Origin of the sequence: Chlamydia muridarum str. Nigg (genome assembly GCF_000006685.1) — a bacterium.
GTDB classification, from domain to species: Bacteria; Chlamydiota; Chlamydiia; order Chlamydiales; family Chlamydiaceae; genus Chlamydia; species Chlamydia muridarum.
Genome location: NC_002620.2, coordinates 1,026,738 through 1,048,924 on the forward strand (window position 1 = coordinate 1,026,738; position 22,187 = coordinate 1,048,924).

Consider the following 22,187-nt stretch of genomic DNA (forward strand, 5'->3'; position numbering starts at 1 on the left):
CTTTATGAAAGATTCCCAAAACAGCATCTTTCCTGAGCCACGTACTTAACCCGACGTTAGCAAATAGTCACTATATCCCTCAACCGAAAGACCCTTCTTTTATCTTAAGAACCTCGCAACCATCTTTGGACATTAGCACTAACCGCTTCCTGTAATTCGTTAAGAGGGATCCCTTTTATTTCTGCAATTTGCATTAAGGTATAAATAATATTAGCAGGCTCATTTCTCTTCCCACGAAGAGGCGTAGGGGCAAGATAAGGAGCATCCGTTTCCACTAATAATCTCTCTAAAGGAATCTCCTTCACAAGATCTCGCAACCCCTGCGCATTTTTAAAAGTGACAATTCCACTAATGGAAATGTACCAATCGCGAGCCAATAACTCTTTTGCTTCTTCATACGTTCCAGTGAAACAGTGCAACATACCGGGTCTAGCTCGTTTATCTGCACGATATGCATGATCTAAGATATGAAAGAAATCTTCAAAAGCCCCTCGACAATGCACAACAAGGGGAAGTTCATGCTGTAAAGCTAATTGTAAATAACGATGAAGCACCTCCTTCTGCCGCTCCTGTTCAGACTCTTGCACAGCGAATAAATAATCTAGGCCGACTTCCCCAATAGCGGCAAGTTTTCCTCCCTCCGCTGCTCGACAAAATTCTTGAAAATCTTCCTCAATATCTTCCTGTGCATCCTGAGGAGGAGTCCCTGCCACATGATAAAAAAGCCAAGAAGGATATTGCTCCGCGTAAGCAAAAGAACGTAATAATTCTGCTTTTGTGGTGGTTACGTTAACAACCCTGGTTACTCCCGCTGTCTTACCTCTTAAACACACTTCTCCGAAATCTTCTATAAATTCTTCGGATGAAAGATGTACATGCGCATCGGTTATCTCCATATTCTCCTCGTAATCAATCTTTCTCAATCAAGAATCATGAAGGAAAAGCCCCTTTTAGAGGGAAAAATTTTTATAAGAGAGCTACTACTTAGTAAAAATCATCTCCTCTAAAGTCGCTTGCGATAATCTCTCTGGCAAAACTACAGGAGCTCTATTCCCAGAAGGATAGTACACATAAGAAGGAACACTTGCTCGTCCCAAGCGGGCTAACTCTTCCGTAATTTGAGGGTCTTTTTTCGTCCAATCAGCTTCTAATGTGGCAATGCCCATAGCATCAAAAGCTTGTGCATTAGCATAAAGAAGCGGCTTGTTAACCTGACAAGTTAAACACCACTTAGCTGTAAAATTCACAAAAACAGGAACCCCTTTTGCTCGTAATTCAGCTAATTTCTCAGGAGAAAAGGCTTGCCAATGGGAGCTTTGAACAGGATACGCATCTTCATCAAAGTAACGCACTCCTACAGAGGCTATAAATAAAGAACTCGTAATACAAAAGATAAAGGCTATGGAAGCGCACAACCTTTGCTTACGCGGAGATACAGGGGTTCCCCATCGTCCTAAAATCCAGGCTCCTATAGCAGCCAACCAAAGTCCTATAAGAAGAATAGTCACTGCTGCTGTACTCGTCTCGACTCCGAAAATCCAGATCAACCAGGTCGCTGTAGCCAGTAACATAAACCCCGTTAATTGTTTGAACGTACCCATCCATGGACCAGGCTTAGGTAAAATGGCTAACATCCGTGGGAAAGAGGCAAATAAGAGATACGGACTTGCCATTCCTAATCCTATAGCGGTAAAAATCGCTAACTGTTTAATGAAAGAAACAGCCATGACTAACCCCAAAACGGAGCCTAAAAACGGGCCTGTACAAGGAGTAGTAACGAAAGTTGTTAATACTCCATTGAAAAAAGCCCCCCACCGTTGATGTTTCTTTGCAGAAGCTCCTCCTTCTTCTTGAAGTTTTTTCCCTAAGCTTAAACAAATCATCCCCATCTCAAACATACCTAATGAGCTTAAAGCAAATAGGAAGAGAATCATGATCAAGACGGCAACAAACATAGGTTCTTGGAGTTGAAAACCCCAACCAATATTTTGTCCCAAAACTTTCAATAGCAAAGCAAAAATGGCTAATCCCCAAAAGCTTGCAATAGCTCCTAGGGTGAACCAAACACCACTAACAACGGAAGAGGAATGATGATCTGAAGCTGACTTAATTAAACTAAATACCTTCAGGGTAATCAGGGGCAAAACGCAAGGCATGATGTTTAATAAGATCCCCCCAACAAAAGCCATAAGAAGAATCGAAAGGAATCCCCAACTCCATGCCGGCAGCTGTTGCACCTGATGATCGCGCACCTGATAAGAGGCTACTACCCTGCCTGAGTCATCCGTGAACACAAGGAGCCCGGATAAGCTTGCTCCCTTAGGCATGTTTCCTTCAAAATGCTTAAGTCTCCACACGCGTTCATTCTCTTTACCTACTGAGGCTCCCTCAGCATAAGCAAAGTCCCGCGTATTTTCTGCAATGAACCACGCTTTGACTTCCCCATGGGATGGCCCTTCCTTTACAAGAACATCCAATCCGTCTGACTGATAAGAGATGGTAATTGCTTTATCCAACTGCTTGGGTTGAGCAGCTAACACACGAGAAAAAGCTGCAGCATCTTTACCATTATGGATTAACGGTCCTGGACCCACTGGTAATACAAGCGTTCTCTCAGAAGACCCTGGAATACAAGCCTCTCCGCAAGAAAGCCACTCTACTCGAGACTTTATCTCTAATTGACTACTTTCCAACTCTTTGGAAACACGAACATCAGCAACAACCATAGTAGAATGTTTATAACCAAAATAAACATCCCCAGGCTCTTCAAAAATTTCAGGAGTGGGCCAATGTTCCTCTAGCAACTCACATCCTGCAGGAAGGTCCCATGAAATCTTTAAAGGCATCCCAAACTTTCCTGGATTCTTCCAATAGATATGCTCTCCTTTAGGGATAGCAATAAGCGCCCCAATACGAACAACCTCTCCCTTAACAGCTTGTTCACTTTCACTCACAAGCTCTACAGTAGGAGTCGCCTTCTCATTATTTCCTTCTATGCAAAAACAAGAAGCACAGCTGAACAACAAACAAAGAAGAATCCCACTCCATTTCCGAATCATAAACGCAACACTCTCTATGGTTTAGCAAAAACAAAAACAACAGAAGAGTTGTTTTTGTTTTTGCAATAAATTACATACCAAAAAGGATCTTGGTTCTATACAAGAAATTTGTTAGGATCATCTAGGAACTCGTTGGTTAGGTCTATGTCCTTATGTTCCAACTCGCAAACAATCCCATCATCCAGTCCTTTCAGGAAGCCGATCTTTTTGGAAAGGTGATTTTTTTCTCGCTGTTCGCACTTTCCATATGCACATGGACGGTCCTTCACCAAAAACTCACCGTTCAAAAGAAATTTCTAAAATCAGGGAAATCTTTAAAAGAGTTTTTAATAAAAAATCGCCACGCCCCCCTTTCTTTGGATATCCATCCTGAGTCAACTCCCTTTACCGATCTCTATTTTACAATTAAACGAGGCACTTTAGAGTTATTAGACAAAAATCGACAATTGGCTCCGGAACGAACACCCCTACTTTCTGTAGAGGACATCCAGTCATTAGAAACTCTTTTCAATGCTGTGATGCCCAAATATAGATCTCTTTTAAATAAAAATAATTTCATCCCAGCAACAACGATTAGTCTCGCGCCCTTTTTGGGGTTATTAGGCACTGTTTGGGGAATTCTCTTAGCGTTTGCGCACATCAGTGCTGGACAAGCCAATGGAACCATCATGATGGAAGGCCTAGCGACCGCTTTAGGAACAACGATTGTAGGATTATTTGTCGCCATTCCCTCTTTAGTAGGTTTCAACTATCTCCGCGCCCACGCCTCCCAGGTTTCTCTGGAAATTGAGCAAATTGCTTTTCTCCTACTTAACTCCATTGAAGTCAAATATCGACAAACAAGCTTATGAAACGCTTCTTGCATGAAGATTTAGAAGAGGATCCTAGCGTTAACCTGACCCCTCTTATCGATATCGTCTTTGTGATTCTTATGGCATTTATGATCGCTATGCCTCTCATTAAAATAGATACCATCTCTCTAGCTAAAGGAACGTCATCTCACCAACCCTTGAATCAACAAGAATCTAAACCAGCCGAGATTAAAGTCTTTCGAAACCATACGATTACGCTCAATGACGTCCCAATTTCTCTCCAAGAGCTACGCTCGCAACTCTTAGTCATTCATGCTCAACACCCTCTTACGATTCCTCTACTCTTACAAGACGGTGATACAGCGTTTAAATTATACCAAGAAATCAAATCGATCATCGAAGAAGCCGGATTCCAAGAACTTCATATTGCTTTGAAGAACTAGCTATGACGAAATTTAAATATTCACCGTTTTTTTGCACTTCTGTAGCTGTACATATAGTTCTTGGAGGAATTCTATTTTTTTCTTCTGCTCAAAAACCGAAACCTAAATTACATCCTTTTAAAGAACGGATCGTCCACTTACCTCCGGAACCGAAAATGACTTGTCCAACGCAAACGCCTTCCGCTCCTTCTTCGCACCAAACATCAACCCCTCTACCCCCACCAAAAAAAGTAAATAATATTCCTCCCCCAACAAGCAACAAGCCATCGAAAACTCCGCTAACTCATTTTCAATCAAGATCTCCCCACCCTCCAACCAAACCAACCCCTTCAAGAGAAAAGCAACAGGCAACGTTAAAAAAACTGGCTCAGTTAGCTCACCAACTTGCAGAAGAAGCCGCATCTCAGGAAACCCATATCGCGCAACTCTCCTGGCCAACACAAGTGCAGGTCTCTACCGATACCGAATCTTGTCAACAAGAAGCCTTTTGCGCGCTCTTTCAGCAATATGTTTGTCTGCCTTTTCCAGGAGAAGTCCGTATTAAACTTGAATTTTCTAAAGAAGGCAGGCTCTTAATTTGCTCCATTCTATCTGCTATTAGCCCTACTGATAAACAACACATTATCAAGCAAATTCAGCAAATCCCTTTTCAAACCTTCTTTAATACATACAAACCCTCGAAAAATATCGTTTTTCATATTAGACTGCAGGGAAATTCCGCTTGATAAAAGGTCTGTTGTGTTTCTCCGCTCTTTTCTCTGTCTACTCTGCTTACTCCCTTCTATTCTCTACTGTGCAGACTTAGAAATTCATGTTCGAGCCGAATCTTCTCTTCTTCCAGTCAACGTCTCGTTACTATCTTCCCCGAAAGACACGAAACAAGGTTCTTATCTTGCGTCTCTTCGTGACCTATTTGCTCGTGATTTAGCTTTAGGAGACCTTCTAGCTCCCACTAAAGAGATTGCCCCTCTAACTGTTTTCATTGAGGCTTCGTATCCAGAACTGATTTTTTCCATCAAAAAGGATGGAAAAGGAGCGCAAAAAATTTTCTCTTTAGAGCTTTCTGGGAACCCTTCTAAAGATCATCAATCTATTCATGAAGCTGCTGATCGCATTCACTTTCTTCTTACACACACTCCTGGCATTAGCTCTGGAAAAATCATCTTCTCCCTATGCTCTACGAATTCTTCTGAAGAATTAAAACAAGGAGAGTTATGGTCTGTAGATTATGATGGGCAGCATCTTGCCCCCCTTACTAATGAACATTCTTTATCCGTAACTCCCGCATGGATGCATATTAGTCATATTCCTGCCTATATTTATGTGTCGTATAAATTAGGGGTCCCTAAGATCTTCCTTAATACGCTTAGTCAACCTACAGGGAAAAAAATCTTGGCTATGCAAGGGAACCAATTTATGCCTGCCTTCTCTCCTAAAACTAAGCTTCTCGCTTTCATTTCTGACCGAGATGGTAATCCCGATCTGTTTGTACAATCTTTTTCACTAGCTACAGGAGCAATCGGCACACCCAAAAAACTTCTCAATGAAGCTTTCGGAACACAAGGGAACCCTTCTTTCAGTCCCGATGGCACACGCCTTGTTTTTGTTTCCAACAAAGATGGAACACCTCGTATCTATCAGATGCAAATTTACCCAGAACAACACCCTCCTCGTCTGCTGACAAAAAAATATCGAAATAGCAGTTGCCCAACATGGTCCCCTGATGGTAAAAAAATAGCCTTCTGCTCAGTTATTAAAGGTGTTCGTCAAATTTGTGTGTATGATCTGGCTTCAGGGAGAGATGAGCAATTAACAACATCTGCAGAACATAAAGAAAGTCCTTCTTGGGCTGCGGATAGCAACCACCTTGTTTATAGCGCCGGATCTTCCAGTACATCTGAACTATTCCTGCTGAGCCTAATTACCAAAAAAAGTAGGAAAATTGTTATAGGATCAGGAGAGAAACGTTTCCCTTGTTGGGGCGCATTTCCTTCACAACACATAAAGAAAGCATCATGAGAAAGACTATTTTTAAAGCGTTTAATTTATTATTATCCCTTCTTTTCCTTTCTTCATGCTCTTATCCTTGTAGAGATTGGGAGCGCCATGGTTGCGATTCTGCAAGACCTCGCAAATCATCTTTCGGATTCGTGCCTTTTTATTCTGATGAAGAAATTCAACAGGCCTTTGTTGAAGATTTTGATTCCAAAGAAGAGCAACTTTACAAAACGAGCGCACAGAGCACTTCCTTCCGAAATATTACTTTCGCGACAGATAGTTATTCCATCAAAGGAGAAGACAACCTGACTATTCTCGCAAGCTTAGTTCGTCATCTACGAAAATCTCCTAAAACTACCTTATATATCGAAGGGCATACTGATGAGCGTGGAGCAGCTGCGTATAATCTGGCTTTGGGAGCTCGTCGTGCGAATGCAGTGAAACAATATCTTATAAAACAAGGTATTGCTTCCGACCGTTTATTTACTATTTCCTATGGTAAAGAGCATCCCGTTCATTCGGGTCATAATGAACTTGCCTGGCAACAAAATCGTCGTACTGAATTTAAGATCCATGCTCGCTAATCGGTTATTTCTAATCACCCTTATAGGTTTTGGCTATTCTGCTTACGGTGCCAGCACAGGGAAATCACCTTCTTTACAGGTTATTTTAGCTGAAGTCGAGGATACATCTTCGCGCTTACAAGCTCATCAGAATGAGCTTGTTATGCTCTCGGAACGTTTAGATGAGCAAGACACAAAACTTCAACAACTCTCGTCAACTCAGGCCCGTAATCTTCCTCAACAAGTTCAACGGCTTGAGATTGATCTGAGAGCTCTGGCTAAAACAGCTGCTGTGCTCTCGCAATCTGTTCAGGATATCCGATCATCCGTGCAAAATAAATTACAAGAAATCCAACAAGAACAAAAAAATTTAGCTCAAAATTTACGAGCGCTTCGCAACTCCTTACAAGCACTAGTTGATGGCTCTTCCCCAGAAAATTATATTGATTTTTTGGCCGGGGAGACACCTGAACATATTCACGTTGTTAAACAAGGAGAAACCCTGAGTAAAATCGCTAGTAAGTACAATATCCCTGTCGCAGAATTGAAAAAACTTAATAAATTAAATTCCGATACTATTTTTACTGATCAAAGAATCCGACTTCCAAAAAAGAAATAACTGTTCTTTCCTAGATAATAAACAAAGGCTGTTGTAGGATCCCAAATTAAGGAACCAACTATTATGTGGGATGAAATTTACTGTTGCAGTGTTTGGCGAAGCGGAAAAAGGAAGCTTTGAAGCAGCGTACCTTTGCTCTTCACTAACAGATCTACATACCAACCTAGGTCACGGAAGAGACTCTCCCTCAGGAATTCCTCTCGCCGTGCGGGCTATTATGCAAGGTTACGATATATTGTTCTTCAGAGTTAAGGAAGAGGGATTCTACGTCGATAGCTATTTTTTTGGGCTACACTTCTTAAACACACAAAGTTCGCTAACCAATATTATCGCCCTAGCTTTGCCCGGTGTGGGAGATTACAACGTAATCGAAGCTTCTCTAGCTCTTTGTCGAAAACTAAAAAGTATTCTCCTCTTTTCCGACCAAGACCTGTACGATTTTCTGACCTTTCAAGACACTTAATCTATCGTCTGGAAATATTCTTTTAGTCCTTCTTCAGAAGGCACCATACCACGTTCTCCAGATTGCCAGTTTGCTGGGCAAACCATGCCATGATTCTCAAAGAAAATCTGCGAGTCCAAAACACGAAGCTCCTCTTCTATTGAACGTCCTAGAGGAAGATCATTAATAACTGCGTGCCGAATAACCCCATCTTTATCGATCAAAAAAGTCGCTCTTAAGGCAACAGACCCTTCAGGATTCAAAACCCCGAAAGCCTTAGATATTTCTAAAGAGTCATCAGCTAACAAAGGATATTGGGTCCCTTGTATTCCTCCCGCTCTTCTTTCTACTGCTAGCCAACGAGAGTGCGTCTCTATATCATCAACTGAGCACCCAATCACAACCGCGCCACGCTCTTCAAAATCACCTAATCTATCTTGAAAAGCATGCAACTCTGTTGGGCAAACGTAGGTAAAATCTTTAGGATAAAAGAAAAGAATCACATATTTACCACGGAAATCAGAAAGAGAAATCTCCTTCTCCTCTCCACATACAATCGCTTTGCCCGAAAAATCCGGAGCTTGCTTTCCAACTAGTGATCCCATGGTACTCCTCCCAGAAGAAAAAACGCACCAGAGAGGATTTGAACCTCTGACCACCTGGTTCGTAGCCAGGTACTCTATCCACTGAGCTACTGGTGCATAGAAAACTTTAGGGAGAAGAATACCTCGCTTCTGCTAAATGATCAAGTAATTCTCCTTAGAAAAAGAAAAAATCTTGAATCAAAGTTTTTTTATAAAACCAGTTCCTATTCTTCGTAGCTCTCTTCTTCTTTAAAAGTTTCCTCTTGAGAAGCAAAAAACAAGGCAGATATTAACAATAAACCCACAGTTCCTACTGCATGATGTAAAGCATGCTGAATGCAAGACAAGCCATCACAAATTCCTTGAGCAACAATATCTTCTACAGATCCAGTTAGACCGTTAAATCCTATACGCCAGTCTGCATTAGAAAAAACTTGAGAAAACACTTCGTCTACAGGTTTACCGCTTCTAGCAACAACGGCACGAAAAGGTCTTTCTACAGCATGGAGCACTGCAAGAAACCCCGCTCGCTCTCCATTAGAAAGAGATAAGGGAACCGGAACTCCTCTAGCAGCACGAATTAAGGAACATCCTCCTCCCGGTAAACATCCTGATCGCAACAATTCAGTCATAGCTTTTACAGAGGAAGTCATGTNAGCCAACTCTTCCTGATTAACGGATTCCTCAGCAATGCAAATGCGCACCTCCCCCGATGAAAGTCTAGCCAATCGCTTCCTCAACCAAGCCCGAGACTCTTCTCCATGTAAATGCTCTAATTTATCCTGCAATAAGGAACAATGCGCCGCTAATCTTTTCTTATTGGCTACTTCCCTTGGAATGCACAAGCTTGTTGAAGAAATACAAATTCCTTCTACAAATCCTAAGTGATTCGTAATACGCTCTGCCGAGATTTCTCCAAAAGAAGCTTCTGATAACAAGCTTGCTCCAGTTAATACCGCAATGTCTTCTAAAGATTCTCGAGCATGCTTTCCTCCCACACGCACCGCACAAACAGGGAAACCGCCTTCTATTTGGTTAATCTCTAGTGTAGCCAATAGATCTCGATCAAAAGCTTCTGCTAAAATAACAAGAGGAGTTTTCCCTGCCTGCACAACCGCTTCAAGAAATGCTAAAAAAGCCTGATCAGAAGAATGTAAAGGACTTTCACTAACGAGAATATAGACTTGACTATACTCTACAGTTCCAGTTTCAGCATGAGTGATGAAATAGGGAGAAGCATATCCAAAATCCCATACAGAATGCTCTTCTGCAAACCAATGAGAGCTCTCTCCCTCCTTTTCTTCTAAAATATAATAACCATTTCCCCCTCCATAGCGAACAGCGCTAGACAAAACAGACGCTATATCTGCATTGAAACGCCGTGCTACATTGGACACGCAGACCAAATGTTCAAGATCCGTTATAGAAAAGGCTTCTCTGTAAAAAATCTTTTGGATTTTCTTTTCAGCAAGAAGCATCCCTTTACGAAATTCTTGCGGATCCACTCCTCTTTGAATACCTGCTAACCCCTCTTCTAATAAAGCCTCTATTAACAAAGCCGTTGTTTTTGCTCCGTCTCCACAGCGGTTCCGCGTTTGCAAGGCCGCATCTCGAATCAGTTTCATCCCCATATTTTCAAAGACGTCAGATGAAAGAACATCTTTAAGCATTCGCTGACTATCTAGGGTAATTTGAGGTTTCTGAACATTATGAACAATGGTTCCGAATCTATATGGACCGATTGTCTGAGAGAACATTTGAGATATCACACGCGCGGCACTAAGAACTGCCTGTAGACCCTGTTGTTGGTTACGAAAGCTATTGGCCACACCCAGCTCCTCTATCAGATGCAGTATTTTGTCTCGGATATAGAAATGCTATTTATTCTTGTCAAACATACCTCTCATTACTGTTGGGTATATTCTGCAAGTAGGAATGGTTTCCTAGCTTCTTTAAATTGTTTTCTTCCTTCAACACACATAGTCCGTAAAGGCCACGTAACATATTGTTTTTGCAAACAAACATTCAAAAATTCTGAACGCCCCAATAGAGTTTGGATCGCCTTACGTCTAGGAGCTAGCCTATCCAGTAATAGAAATGCTTGTTCAACTTCTTTAGGATATAGCATTTTTAAAACTCCTAAAATAACGCTTTGCGTTTCCATAGGAAGAAATGTTTTGGGATCCTGAAGTACTAATAATACCCCAGAGCAAATCTCCATTTTAAATTTACCAAAAAACGGCTCATACATAAAAGGAAGGAATTTTACTCCTGGAAGCTTAGCCTTATTCAACTCTTGAGCTACCTTATGTCCATCGATCCATGGAGCACCTAGAACCTTAAAAGGAAGCGTATACCCTATTCCTATATTTGTGATCGATAAAGCCCCTATCACTCCTGTTGCCGCGTAAAAATAAGCAGACTGGGCATCTGGAACTTGAGGACTTGTAGGAACCCAGATTCGTCCCGTATCAGCGAAAGTCATAGAACGAGTCCACCCTTGCATAGGAACGACTGTTACAGTGGCATTGGGTGCATACCATGCTCGATATAACAAAGCGAGCTCACCAGGAGTCATCCCATAACAATAGGGAATAGCAGGTAAAGCCTCTTTATCTGGTAAAGGACCATCGACCATGTCCCCTCCCATAGGATTAGGACGATCTAAAACGATTAACTCTTTATTACTACTCGCTGACGCCTTTACTACCTGTAATAACGCTGAAATAAACGAATAAGAACGCACACCAATATCTTGGACGTCATACACAAAAACATCACAGGCCTCAATGACTTCAGAGGGGATTTCTTTAGACGAAAAAAGAGAAACTACATGAATACCCGCTAATACAGGATCGTATCCCGGGGTCTCAGCAATGGATGCTCCAAAATAACCATGTTCCAATGTACACAAAGCACTTAGTTTACAGATTCCTTTATGTTGATCAAACACGCAAAGCGAATGCTCTCCTTGTTGGTTGATTGCTGCGCTATGAGAGATTAAAGCAATTCGCTTACCTCGGATTTTTTCCAGGTATTTCTCTTCTTGAAAAATGCGTTCCAATCCAACCTGAACAAGAGCATGCCCCATACTAGGGAATAACAAAGCAACCATTACAAGCTTGCAGACTACCTTCATAACCTCTCTTAAATTTCTTCTTCCGAAAAAACTTATCTTCCCCGTTTCCGCCTTTTTGATCCATAGCAACCCCGTTAGAAATCTCTTAAAATACAAAAAGCTTGGTGAAAGAAAATTCTTGTCGACGCTATCATCCCATACCATACTCTCTGTAGATAAACACACGTTGATTATTTGTTATCTAAAGGATTTTTATGAAAATTCTTATAGCCAGTTCCCATGGATATAAGGTACGCGAAACCAAAGCTTTTCTAAAAAAAATAGGAGAGTTTGACATCTTCTCTTTAGTGGACTACCCCTCTTACACCCCTCCTAAAGAGACTGGTGAAACTCCAGAAGAAAATGCGATTCAAAAAGGAGTATTTGCTGCCCAAACCTTCCGGTGTTGGACAATTGCTGATGATTCTATGCTAATCATTCCTGCTTTAGGAGGCCTTCCAGGGAAACTATCTGCCTCCTTTTCAGGAGAGCACGCTAGCGATAAAGATCACCGTAAAAAGCTTCTGGAGGAAATGCTTCTTTTAGAAAATCCTATTGATCGATCCGCTTATTTTGAATGCTGTGTTGTTCTCGTCTCCCCTTTTGGGAAGATCTTCAAAGCTCACGCTTCTTGTGAAGGAACCATTGTCTTTAAAGAGAGAGGGTCTTCTGGATTTGGATATGATCCGTTATTTTCAAAGCATGATTACAAACAAACGTACGCGGAACTTCCAGAAGAAATCAAAAACCAGGTATCCCATAGAGCAAAAGCCTTAGCTAAGTTACAGCCCTACGTAGAAATGGCTTTTGCTAATCACTTACTCGCGAGGAATGAGAGTCTCTAAGGACTGCTCTAGGCTAGAACGAATTTCTTGCATTTCAGCAAGAATCTGCTCTGCCCGAATGAAATCTGCTTCCAGCTTTGCACTTGCTGAAGCCCCCTCTTGAAGATTATGCGTTGCTAAAGGCATCTCTAAACTCACTGTAGATTTCGCAGTGAGACGATGCGTAGCTCCGAAAGAACACGTTTGAATCCCGTCGATCATGCTATCTTCCAATTAATCATCGGCTTTCCCTGTTTTTTAAGCAGATAATTAATTTTTGAAAAGTGGCAACATCCAAAGAATCCTCTATGCGCAGCTAATGGTGAAGGATGAGGACAAGCCAGAATCGCATGTTGGTGCTTAGTTTGAAAAAGAAGATCGCATTTTTTTCTTGCAGCACTTCCCCATAAAACAAAAATTATGTGAGTTCTATTTTGAATTAATTTAGTGACAATAGCATCAGTAAAATGTTCCCATCCGCGTCCGGCATGAGAAAAAGCTTCTCCAGCGCGAACCGTCAATACCGTATTCAAAAGGAGGACTCCTTGATCCGCCCATGTTTGTAAACATCCGGTTTCATTACGGATACCCAAATCGGCTTGCAATTCCTGAAAAATATTTCTCAGCGAAGGAGGCAACGCCTGCCCCTTCGGAACGCTAAAACTTAATCCATGCGCCTGCCCTTCTCCATGATAAGGATCCTGTCCAAGAATAACTACTTTCACTTGATCAAAAGGTGTGCTTCGCAAAGCAGAAAACACATGCTCCTTTTTAGGATAGACAGTGGCATTCGCATACTCGCTCTTTAAAAAAGTAAGCAGCTGAGACCAATATGGCTGGGACCACTCATCTTTAAGCTGTTCTTGCCAAGACTGGGGGAGTTGCTCTATAGTAAAAGCCTCATGCATATCGCTCTCCTTAATCTAATGCATAGAGTATATGCATTCTCGAAAATTTTCTTCGAACCTGAAAAATATATTACGTACGTATGCTTACATCCGAATTAAATGCAGCACAAGTTACCGCCGTCACTGCGCCATTACAACCAGTCCTTGTTTTAGCTGGAGCTGGAGCTGGAAAAACTCGAGTGGTTTCCCATCGAATTCTTTACCTAATCGAAGAGGCTCAACTCGATCCATCGCAAATTTTAGCAATAACATTCACTAACAAAGCTGCAAAAGAATTAAACGAACGAGTCCTAACTCAATGCAACTTTCCAGACTATCGAGGCATACCTATGGTGAGCACCTTTCATAGCTTAGGTGTTTATATTCTTCGCCGATCAATCCAACTCCTAGATAGACAATCAAATTTTGCTATTTATGATCAAAGCGATTCTGAAAAATTAATCAAGCAGTGCTTACGTAAACTCAATCTCGATAATAAACTTTGCAATGCAATGCAGTTTACTATCTCTCAAGCAAAAAATCGTCTACAAGATCCAGAAGATCTAGATTCTAGAGAATATCCAGATCCTGCCCGTGCAGTTTATACTGAATACCAAGAACAGTTACGCGCTGCGAATGCTCTGGACTTTGATGATCTCTTATTTTTGACAGAAAAATTACTCCGCATCCCCGAAATCCAACAGGAATATTCCAACCTCTGGAAAGCCTTATTAATAGATGAGTATCAAGACACTAATCATGCGCAATACCTCATCGCTAAACGTCTTGCAGCCTCTCACAACAATATTTTTGTCGTTGGAGATCCAGATCAATCCATATATTCCTGGCGAGGTGCTAACATCTCTAATATTTTAAATTTTGAACAAGATTATCCAAAGGCTTTGGTCGTTCGTCTGGAAGAAAATTACCGTTCCTGCGGAACTATTTTAGAGGCAGCAAATGCTCTCATTCAAAATAATTCTGCTCGTTTAGATAAAACTTTGCGTAGTGTGAAAGGCCCTGGAGATAAAATTTTCTGTTTCACAGGGAAAAATGACCGCGACGAAGCGGAACAAGTATTAGAAGAAATTTCCAATCTTCACTCATACAAAGATATTCCTCTCTCTCATATCTGCATTTTGTATCGAACAAATTTTCAATCGCAATCATTCGAAGCAGCTCTTCTCAAGCGTGGTTATCCCTATGAAATTATAGGAGGCATTTCCTTCTACAAACGCAAAGAAATCCAAGATATTCTCGCTTTCTTGCGTCTCTTTTCTAACAACTACGATATGGCCGCTTTTGAGCGCACTATCGGACTTAAGAAATGCGGTATTGGCGCTACCACCCTATCGTCTCTCATGAGTTATGCGAAAAGTATGGACCTTCCTATCCTGCAAGCATGCTGGGATGTCCTAGAGAAAAAACCCATCCGTTTAACAAAAAAACAACAACAGGGGCTTTTCTCTTATCTTACGCATTTCCATCAGATGGAAAAACTTTATGGAAACTGCGATCTTCATGAATTTATTAATGAGACTATTCGCATTACGGATTACCTCGCCATTCTCAAAGAGGACCCAGAAACTTATGACGATAGAAAGAATAACCTAGAACAGTTACTAGCAGAAACACAAATATGGGGCAAAAGCAGTGAGAACCTCCCGAACTTTTTAGAAGATTTAGCTCTAAAAAGTTCAGCAGATGAAACTGCAAGTTCTCATGATCGTCTTAAACTCATGACCATCCACAATAGCAAGGGGTTAGAATTTCCTGTAGTCTTCTTAGTTGGACTCGAAGAAAACCTACTCCCTCATGCAAATTCCAAAGGCATGCACGAAAATATTGAAGAGGAACGAAGATTATGTTACGTGGGAATTACCCGAGCACAAGAGTACCTCTACTTATCTCGAGCAAAAACCCGATTCCTTTGGGGGACGGAACGCACCATGGTCCCAAGCAGATTTATTAGCGAGCTGCCTAGGGCTCTTTTAAAATTTGTTTAACCTATGTTGCATCAGCATCAAACAGCATCTGTAGCTCTTTGTCCTGCTTTACATATTCAACAAAGTTTGGACATGCTACAGATGCCGGTTGCTGAACTCTCGGAATTCTTATCTCAACAAATCACTATCAATCCTTGTTTCGATCTCGATGCCCTGGACGATCTTCCAGACACATGTTCCTTTTTCCCTATTAGTGAGCACCATCCTTTCACAGAGACCCTATTATCCCATCTACTTCACCAAATAGAGGTACATTTTTCTCTCCCTCAAGACCGTGCTATAGCCCAATACATCGTAGGGAATCTTTCTCCTGAAGGACTCTTTTTGGAAGATCCCTCTCTCTCGGCTTCAAATTTAGGAGTTTCTGATGTCCTTTTTCAAAAAATATGGCTACGCATCCAACAATTTCATCCCCTAGGAATTGCCTCATCTTCTCTTCAATCCTATTGGCTATCTTTACTAGATCCTTCTTCGCATAAAGAAGCTTTAATGATTATCCGACAGCACTTTAATCGATTAGCTCGTTGTGATTTTGCCGGCATTTCTAAGAAAATTCAGCTGCCCATAGCAAAGATTCTTGTATTTCTTAGACAAGCTCTAGCTTCCATCCCCTGGTGTCCAGCAGCTGGATTTCCTAATTCACTTAAAACTCCTTCTCCAGCGCTTCCTGATGCCTATCTTTCTTTCTCACACGAAAAATCTTGGGAAATCTTTATGAACAAAGATTCTCTTCCAGCTATTAGACTTAATAGTACGGTGCTTCATATTTACCACACCCTCCCCCGTGATGATAAAGACCACTTATCACAACAAATTCGTGCTGCAAAACAGCTGCTTCGCAATATAAAAAAACGTGAAGAAACTTTATTAGCAGTCCTTCGCGTTTTAATTCCTTATCAGGAGGAATTCCTTCTTAAAAAACGTTCTGTTCCGAAAGCTTTTTCAGTAAAACAACTAGCTCGCGAACTCTCTCTTCATGAAACCACTATTTGTCGGGCAATCAATAATAAGACGCTCGCAACACCTATCGGATTGATTTCTATGCGGTCGCTATTTCCACAAGCTGTTGGAGCTTGTCCTGATCAATCTAAAGCTACTATTTTACATTGGATACATCAGTGGATATCTACAGAAAAAAATCCTCTATCTGACGAGGCTATTAGCCAAAAAATTATTGCGAAAGGAATTCCTTGTGCACGCCGTACAGTAGCAAAATATCGGTCTCAACTAAACATCCCCCCAGCGCATCAGCGTAAACATGTGAATGCTTCTCTAGTGCCATAATAGAGCCGTTTCGAAATCTAATCTAAATGTAAAGCAGCTTTACATACCTTCACAGCACATAAAAAAGCCCCGGGATAAGTTTTTTATCCTGGGGCAAATAGACATTACATCATCTTAACAAGCTTAAGCTTTGTGACAATGACAACATGTTGCAGGCTCTAAAAATGAATCCAAAAAGCCGTATAAAGATTGTGTAACTTCTCGCGAAGCTTCTAAAACTTTGTCGCTATCATCTCTAGACAACATCTCAATTAAGGCCTTTTCTTCCCTAGCATGACGCACATCAGCTTCTTCATGCTCCGTGAAATAAGCATAATCTTCAGGATTAGAAAAGCCAAAGTACTCAATCAATCCACGAATTTTTTCTTTAGCTACGCAAGGAATTTGACTTTCATAAGAATACAAAGCCGCTACTCCTGCTGCTAAAGAATCCCCTGTGCACCACCGCATAAATGTCGCAACCTTAGCTTTAGCTGCTTCACTGGGTTCATGAGCTTCTAGCTCTTCTGAAGACACTCCAAGAGCAAACACAAATTGTTTCCATAAATCAATATGATTAGGATAACCATTCTCTTCATCCATTAAGTTATCTAATAATAACTTGCGGGCTTCTAAATCATCACAACGGCTATGAATAGCAGATAAATATTTTGGAAAAGCTTTGATATGCAAATAGTAATCTTTTGCGTATGCCTGTAATTGTTCTTTTGTCAGCTCTCCTTTTGACCACTTCATGTAAAAAGGGTGTTCTAACATATGTTTGTTTTGAATAATTGCATCTAGCTGATCTAAAAAATTCATGCTCACCTCTTTTATTCCTTTTCTTGATTCCACAAAACCGCATGCAAAAGCGGCCCATATAAATCTTCTGTTTCATCTATGCGTAAGGAAAAGTATTCTTCTTGAGATGTAGGATGTTGATGATACACGACCTTAGGCGCCTGTTCAATCACCGCTAAAGGCGTTTGCTCATTCCCTTCCCCCATACAAACAACCGCTGCTGCTGCTAAAGAATCCAAAAGATTACTCTGCGTCATCTTCAGTGGCCGATCAAAACAATCCAGAGATCCTACATAATTATGCAATGGAGAAAAGCCATACCAACATAATCCTATCCCCACTACTCCTCGACGCATAGGCGTAGTATGGCTATCTGTGATAATTACACCCAACTCTTTCACTCGGAAATAATTTTTCAACCATTCCCCGATTTGATTACACGATCTCAAAAGATCTTTAGGATACAAAACAAAGGCTTGATCTGTATTGGATTCATCAATTCCTGCAGAGGGAATTAAAATTCCCTCTTTTTTTGTTAGGTATATACCGCTTCCCTCACAGAATAAATACGCATCCGCTTCCTTTTTGATTAAGTCAGCCTTACTTATCTGTGCATCAGCAACAGCTCCTTCACATAAGCTTACAATCTTAGAAGAGACTACCACAATGCTGCGTTCTTGAATAGGAGGCAAAGATTCTTGAAAAATCTCCTGTAGAGAATCGTGAGCAAATACCTTACGGGTTTTGATTGGCGTAATTTTCATAATGATAAATATTAAAATCCTCCGTTTTAAGAACACTCTCCCTTTTCCATCCCGACAAACGCTCCACAGGGAAAAAAGTATCTCCCTGGTATTCTCTTTTAATATGCGTCACAAAACAAGATTTCAGAAGATTGTATTGAAAAAACCAGTCAAAGAGCTCGGCTCCGCCAATTAAGAATGGAGAGTTAAGAGATAACTTCTCGTACTCTACTAAGGAAGAGATCCAAATACCTTGAGCACAGCTATGCTGTCGAGAAAAAACAATAACGGTTCGACCACACTTATATCTATCAGGAAGAGACTCCCAAGTCTTTCTACCCATAATGATCGGGTGATCCTGAATGGTCTCTGAAAAGAAACGCAAATCCTCTGGATAGTTCCATGGGAGCTTTCCAGCCCCCCCCATAACTCCTCGAGGATCTATAGCAACGATTCCTGTCGCTTGAATCATACAGGCATTCCAGACCATGCAGCAGCAGCTAGAACGCGTCTATTTCCTTCCACTTGGTGTACACGCAAGTAATCAACACCTTGATTATGAAGAGCCACAGAACATCCGATAGTTTCCCAGTCTCGATCTTGACTGCTGAATCGTCCCAAAAGACTTAAACAGGATTTTCTAGAATGTCCAATCAATACAGGACACTTTAAAATGTGCTTGAACTTCGCCACACCCTCCATAAGCTGCATCGATTGAACCGGAGTTTTCCCAAATCCTATGCCTGGATCGAAAACTACCTGCCAGCTAGTATCCAAACCAATTTGAGCAAAAGTTTCTAACTGCGATTCCCCCCAACGCAACATTTGCGTAACAGGAGATTCTTCATAGGAAAGCACACAATCAGGCCTTGGGGGCAAAGAGCAGGAATGATTGATTAATAACCGTAATCCCAAATCCTTCGCTAAATGAGCCATTTCTAAAGATCCTCCAGAAACATCATTTATCCAACGGATCGGAAATACTTGGATAGCTCGTCTAATGACCTCTGGTCTGAAAGTATCTATCGATACATCTGGGTATTGTTTAGCGTCTTTCCAGCTCTCTGCTAGTATCTGCAAAACAGGTTCTAGGCGCTCCCACTCCTGTTCTACACTGCCTAAATCTCTTACTCGAGGATTTGTGGCTTGCGCTCCTAGATCAATAATGGAAGCCCCTTCTGCAAACAAACGCTCTGCATGTGCTGCCGCTCTTTTAGCCTCCAAGAATAGCCCTGTATCTGATATCGAGTCATCGGTAACGTTGACAATTCCCATAATTTGGGTCGTGGGAGCAAAGCTTCCCAGAACATCCTTTTCTGTTAATGGGTAGATGGCAGCAAGTTCTGCAAACGTTTTGCCATCATAAGGAGATCCCCTAAGACGGAAGTATCGATAAGGACATAAGGAAGCCATCATTGAAAGAAGGAAAGGCCTTTCTAACAACCTAGGATGTGGAATTATGCACCTTTCACTACAACAAGAATAGCTCTCGTCTCCATAAAGAAGAACATCTATGTCAATAGACCGAGGCCCCCATTTCAATGAAGAGTCTCTGCTCAGCCTATTTTCAATCATTTTAATCTCTTTGACCAGCTCATCTGGAGATAACTGTGTTTCCCCAATAGCCACGCAATTAAAATATGGAAGATCCCATTCTTTGGGAGATCCTTCTAATAGCAAAGCTTTGGTCTCAAGAATCACGGAACTTTTTAAATTTCTTATCCCTGCCTTCTTTAAACTCTCATAAGCACGTTTAATGTACTCATGGCGATTCCCCAAATTCGAACCCAACCCTAAACACACAAAATTCCAAGTAGTCACGGAACCTCTTTACTTATGCTAAAACTCACTGGACTTAATAAATTGGGAATTGGAGGACGCTCTTTACTTACTCGCAGGTCAATTTTACACACAAATTGTGCTAAACTCTCTTCTAATTTTTCCAGCAAGACCTTAGCTAAACGCTCAAGTAAAGCGCAGGGATGATTTGCTGCTGTCTGCTCAATAAGAGAAACAAGTGCAGCGTAACAAATACCATCAGAAATCTCGTCTGTAGAACACACCTTGGGCTCTTCTCTAAAAACGAGTGATACAGAAACAAGAATTGGTTGCTTGTGATAGCGTTCCTGCTCTGAGACCCCTATAGATACCCAAACACGAAAGTTCGTTACGTCTAACCGATACAAGCATACTCCTTATGAAAAGGAATCCTTAATTCTTATAACTCTTAATCTTGCCCGAACCAGTCTTCTCTTCTTCCAATAAATCCAAGAATGCTCGTAGCTGTTTGGAACGGATAGGATGACGCATTTTTCGCAAAGCTTTGGCTTCGATTTGTCGAATCCGCTCTCGTGTCACGTTGAACGCGGAGCCTACCTCTTCCAAAGTTTTGGGACGGCCATCTAAAAGGCCAAACCGATGGATCAAAACAAAACGTTCGCGATCAGTAAGCGTTTTTAGCACTTCCTTCATTTTGTCTTTCAACATGGAGTAGCCTGTTGCCTCTGCCGGAGATTCAACAGCTGTATCTTCCAAGAAATCTCCAAAAGAGCTTTCTCCACTATCTCCAACCTCAGCCTGTAAAGAAATCGGATGCTGAGCGATCTTATAAATTTCTCGAACACGGTCTGGAGTGAAACCTAGTTCCTCTCCGAGTTCTTCGGGCGTAGGCTCTTTTCCTGTTTCCATCATTAATTTCTTGGCTCCACGAAGCACCTTATTAATGGTCTCGATCATATGAACAGGAATTCGAATGGTTCTTGCCTGATCGGCAATAGCTCGCGTCACAGCCTGACGAATCCACCAAGTGGCATAAGTTGAAAATTTATAACCCCGGCGATACTCAAATTTTTCAACAGCTTTCATTAAGCCCATATTTCCTTCTTGAATCAAATCCAAGAAAGACAGCCCTCGGTTGGTATATTTTTTCGCGATAGAGATCACCAAACGTAAGTTGGATTCCACCATCTCTTTCTTTGCTTCCTGGCTTTTATCCATCCAACGCTGCAACATCCGCACATCTTTTTTAAACTCTTCAAGAGTACGTCCCGCTGCAACTTCTCGTTTGTAAAGCTTGCGTCGGGCTGCAGCTAGTTTTGCTGCAGCAAACTTATTTCTTTCAGCACGAACCTTTAAATCATTGATTTGTTGTTCCAACTGTAAGAACGAGTCATAAGCTTTAAAAACAACTTCTCCAAAATCTTCCGTGACATTGTGACGACAATGAAAACATCTCAGATAAGCTTGTGTTCGAATACGGCATTTTTCAAGCTCATCGTTCAACTTTGCTTGATCTTGCTTGGACAGTGCCGGATCTTTCAAAGCCAAAAGCCGCTCTTCTAAGTAAGAGTCCTCTTCTTTCAGCAAAGAGATTAACTTCGGCAAAAGATTAAGAAAATGTGTCTTATCTTCCACCTCTTTTTCGGAAACGATCTTATCAAATCGTTCCTTACCATTAATTAAGTATTGCGCAATAGAAACCGCTTCTTTAGTCGAATAACGAAAGCGTAAAATAATTCTTTCTATTTGTACCTGAGCTTTTTCTATCCTTTTAGAAATCTCCACCTCCTCTTCTCTTGTAAGAAGAGGAACTGTACCCATTTCCTTCAGATACATACGCACTGGATCATCAGGCGTTCCCTCAGAACGCTTAGCCAACCCTTCTAGCTCTTTAGCTTCTTTTTTTCTTTCTTTCTGCCGCTCTACGTCTGCTTGGTTTAAGACTTGAACGTCCATCCCCGCCAGAAAAATTAAAACTTGATCTATCTGTTCTGGCGAATCGAAAGAAGGGGGAAGAATTTCATTAATTTCTTCATACGTGATGAACCCTTGATCCTTAGCAAGAGTGACTAGCTCTTCTAACTTTCTTTGGATTTCTTCTTCTTGGGCTGCATCAGCAGCTTGACTATCTAGCGTATCCATGCGCATGCTAACAAATTAAAACTAAGGAAAAATCGGCCTAGAAAGTGACAGTTTATCTTAAGGAAAACAAGAAATCTAGGGATTTTTAGATAAAAAAGCCAGCT

The 22,187-nt window shown here is 41.3% G+C and carries 23 protein-coding genes and 1 tRNA gene; 10 read left to right on the plus strand and 14 right to left on the minus strand.

What is annotated here, in order from left to right; genetic code table 11:
* Window positions 1–104: 104 nt before the first annotated feature.
* Window positions 105–896, minus strand: a complete 792-nt coding sequence (locus tag TC_RS04480; RefSeq protein ID WP_010231842.1) for a TatD family hydrolase — start codon at window positions 894–896, stop codon at window positions 105–107.
* 84 nt (window positions 897–980) lie between these two features.
* A complete protein-coding gene (locus tag TC_RS04485; RefSeq protein WP_010231845.1) occupies window positions 981–3,059 on the minus strand; it encodes a protein-disulfide reductase DsbD family protein in 2,079 nt (692 codons plus the stop codon).
* A gap of 152 nt (window positions 3,060–3,211) precedes the next feature.
* On the opposite strand from TC_RS04485, the gene TC_RS04490 reads away from it, so the two are divergent.
* The 7 genes from TC_RS04490 to TC_RS04520 all read left to right on the plus strand — a co-directional run bounded on the left by TC_RS04490 (window position 3,212) and on the right by TC_RS04520 (window position 7,957).
* Window positions 3,212–3,910: a MotA/TolQ/ExbB proton channel family protein gene (locus TC_RS04490; RefSeq protein ID WP_010231848.1), complete on the plus strand. Its 699-nt coding sequence runs from the start codon at window positions 3,212–3,214 to the stop codon at window positions 3,908–3,910.
* Window positions 3,907–4,314 carry an ExbD/TolR family protein gene (locus TC_RS04495; protein ID WP_010231850.1) on the plus strand — a complete coding sequence of 136 codons (408 nt, stop codon included), beginning with the start codon at window positions 3,907–3,909 and terminating at the stop codon, window positions 4,312–4,314. The genes TC_RS04490 and TC_RS04495 overlap by 4 nt, the downstream gene beginning before the upstream one ends.
* Before the next feature lie 2 nt (window positions 4,315–4,316).
* Window positions 4,317–5,039, plus strand: coding sequence for an inclusion-associated protein (locus TC_RS04500; RefSeq protein WP_010231852.1), 723 nt, complete (start codon window positions 4,317–4,319; stop codon window positions 5,037–5,039).
* A gap of 13 nt (window positions 5,040–5,052) precedes the next feature.
* A complete protein-coding gene (gene tolB / locus TC_RS04505) occupies window positions 5,053–6,333 on the plus strand; it encodes a Tol-Pal system protein TolB (RefSeq protein ID WP_010231854.1) in 1,281 nt (426 codons plus the stop codon).
* Window positions 6,330–6,896, plus strand: coding sequence for an OmpA family protein (locus TC_RS04510; protein ID WP_010231856.1), 567 nt, complete (start codon window positions 6,330–6,332; stop codon window positions 6,894–6,896). The genes tolB and TC_RS04510 overlap by 4 nt, the downstream gene beginning before the upstream one ends.
* Window positions 6,886–7,494 (plus strand): LysM peptidoglycan-binding domain-containing protein, encoded by a 609-nt coding sequence (locus TC_RS04515; protein WP_010231857.1) that lies wholly within the window; start codon window positions 6,886–6,888, stop codon window positions 7,492–7,494. The genes TC_RS04510 and TC_RS04515 overlap by 11 nt, the downstream gene beginning before the upstream one ends.
* A 70-nt stretch (window positions 7,495–7,564) precedes the next feature.
* Entirely contained in the window at window positions 7,565–7,957 is a 393-nt protein-coding gene (locus tag TC_RS04520; protein ID WP_010231859.1) for a membrane protein, read from the plus strand.
* On the opposite strand, the gene TC_RS04525 is transcribed toward TC_RS04520, so the two are convergent.
* The 4 genes from TC_RS04525 to TC_RS04540 form a co-directional block, all read right to left on the minus strand.
* Window positions 7,954–8,541, minus strand: coding sequence for a peroxiredoxin (locus tag TC_RS04525; protein WP_010231862.1), 588 nt, complete (start codon window positions 8,539–8,541; stop codon window positions 7,954–7,956). The genes TC_RS04520 and TC_RS04525 overlap by 4 nt on opposite strands.
* A 23-nt stretch (window positions 8,542–8,564) precedes the next feature.
* Window positions 8,565–8,637 (minus strand) — tRNA-Arg (locus TC_RS04530).
* 107 nt (window positions 8,638–8,744) lie between these two features.
* Window positions 8,745–10,349 (minus strand): variant chaperonin GroEL2, encoded by a 1,605-nt coding sequence (groEL2, locus tag TC_RS04535; RefSeq protein ID WP_010904421.1) that lies wholly within the window; start codon window positions 10,347–10,349, stop codon window positions 8,745–8,747.
* A 77-nt stretch (window positions 10,350–10,426) separates the two neighbouring features.
* On the minus strand, window positions 10,427–11,659 hold the full coding sequence (locus TC_RS04540) for a DUF1343 domain-containing protein (protein WP_010231868.1): 1,233 nt from the start codon (window positions 11,657–11,659) through the stop codon (window positions 10,427–10,429).
* Window positions 11,660–11,853: 194 nt separating this feature from the next.
* Here TC_RS04540 and TC_RS04545 point away from each other — a divergent pair, with 194 nt between their 5' ends.
* The gene (locus tag TC_RS04545) at window positions 11,854–12,483 is read left to right on the plus strand and encodes a non-canonical purine NTP pyrophosphatase (RefSeq protein WP_010231873.1); all 630 of its coding nucleotides are present in this window, start codon (window positions 11,854–11,856) and stop codon (window positions 12,481–12,483) included.
* Here the strand turns inward: TC_RS04545 and TC_RS04550 are convergent.
* Both TC_RS04550 and ung read right to left on the minus strand, forming a co-directional pair.
* On the minus strand, window positions 12,457–12,696 hold the full coding sequence (locus TC_RS04550; protein WP_100065014.1) for a hypothetical protein: 240 nt from the start codon (window positions 12,694–12,696) through the stop codon (window positions 12,457–12,459). The two genes, TC_RS04545 and TC_RS04550, sit on opposite strands and share 27 nt — an antisense overlap.
* A complete protein-coding gene (gene ung, locus TC_RS04555) occupies window positions 12,681–13,370 on the minus strand; it encodes a uracil-DNA glycosylase (protein WP_010231877.1) in 690 nt (229 codons plus the stop codon). Before ung ends, TC_RS04550 begins: the two co-directional genes overlap by 16 nt.
* A gap of 80 nt (window positions 13,371–13,450) precedes the next feature.
* Between ung and TC_RS04560 the strand changes: the two genes are divergently transcribed.
* Together TC_RS04560 and rpoN are read left to right on the plus strand one after the other, a co-directional pair.
* A complete protein-coding gene (locus tag TC_RS04560; protein ID WP_010231879.1) occupies window positions 13,451–15,355 on the plus strand; it encodes an ATP-dependent helicase in 1,905 nt (634 codons plus the stop codon).
* A gap of 3 nt (window positions 15,356–15,358) precedes the next feature.
* A complete protein-coding gene (gene rpoN / locus TC_RS04565) occupies window positions 15,359–16,639 on the plus strand; it encodes an RNA polymerase factor sigma-54 (protein WP_010231881.1) in 1,281 nt (426 codons plus the stop codon).
* A gap of 123 nt (window positions 16,640–16,762) precedes the next feature.
* On the opposite strand, the gene TC_RS04570 is transcribed toward rpoN, so the two are convergent.
* Genes TC_RS04570 through TC_RS04595 form a run of 6 tightly spaced genes read right to left on the minus strand, consistent with a single transcriptional unit; the run spans window position 16,763 to window position 22,089 of the window.
* Window positions 16,763–17,455, minus strand: coding sequence for a CADD family putative folate metabolism protein (locus TC_RS04570; protein WP_100065021.1), 693 nt, complete (start codon window positions 17,453–17,455; stop codon window positions 16,763–16,765).
* Window positions 17,452–18,183 (minus strand): putative folate metabolism gamma-glutamate ligase, encoded by a 732-nt coding sequence (locus TC_RS04575; protein ID WP_010231885.1) that lies wholly within the window; start codon window positions 18,181–18,183, stop codon window positions 17,452–17,454. The genes TC_RS04570 and TC_RS04575 overlap by 4 nt, the downstream gene beginning before the upstream one ends.
* Window positions 18,155–18,634 (minus strand): dihydrofolate reductase, encoded by a 480-nt coding sequence (locus TC_RS04580; protein WP_010231888.1) that lies wholly within the window; start codon window positions 18,632–18,634, stop codon window positions 18,155–18,157. The genes TC_RS04575 and TC_RS04580 overlap by 29 nt, the downstream gene beginning before the upstream one ends.
* Window positions 18,631–19,983: a dihydropteroate synthase gene (gene folP, locus TC_RS04585; protein WP_010231893.1), complete on the minus strand. Its 1,353-nt coding sequence runs from the start codon at window positions 19,981–19,983 to the stop codon at window positions 18,631–18,633. The genes TC_RS04580 and folP overlap by 4 nt, the downstream gene beginning before the upstream one ends.
* Entirely contained in the window at window positions 19,980–20,348 is a 369-nt protein-coding gene (folB, locus tag TC_RS04590) for a dihydroneopterin aldolase (protein ID WP_010231896.1), read from the minus strand. The genes folP and folB overlap by 4 nt, the downstream gene beginning before the upstream one ends.
* A 25-nt stretch (window positions 20,349–20,373) precedes the next feature.
* Entirely contained in the window at window positions 20,374–22,089 is a 1,716-nt protein-coding gene (locus TC_RS04595) for an RNA polymerase sigma factor (protein ID WP_010231898.1), read from the minus strand.
* Window positions 22,090–22,187 lie beyond the last annotated feature (98 nt).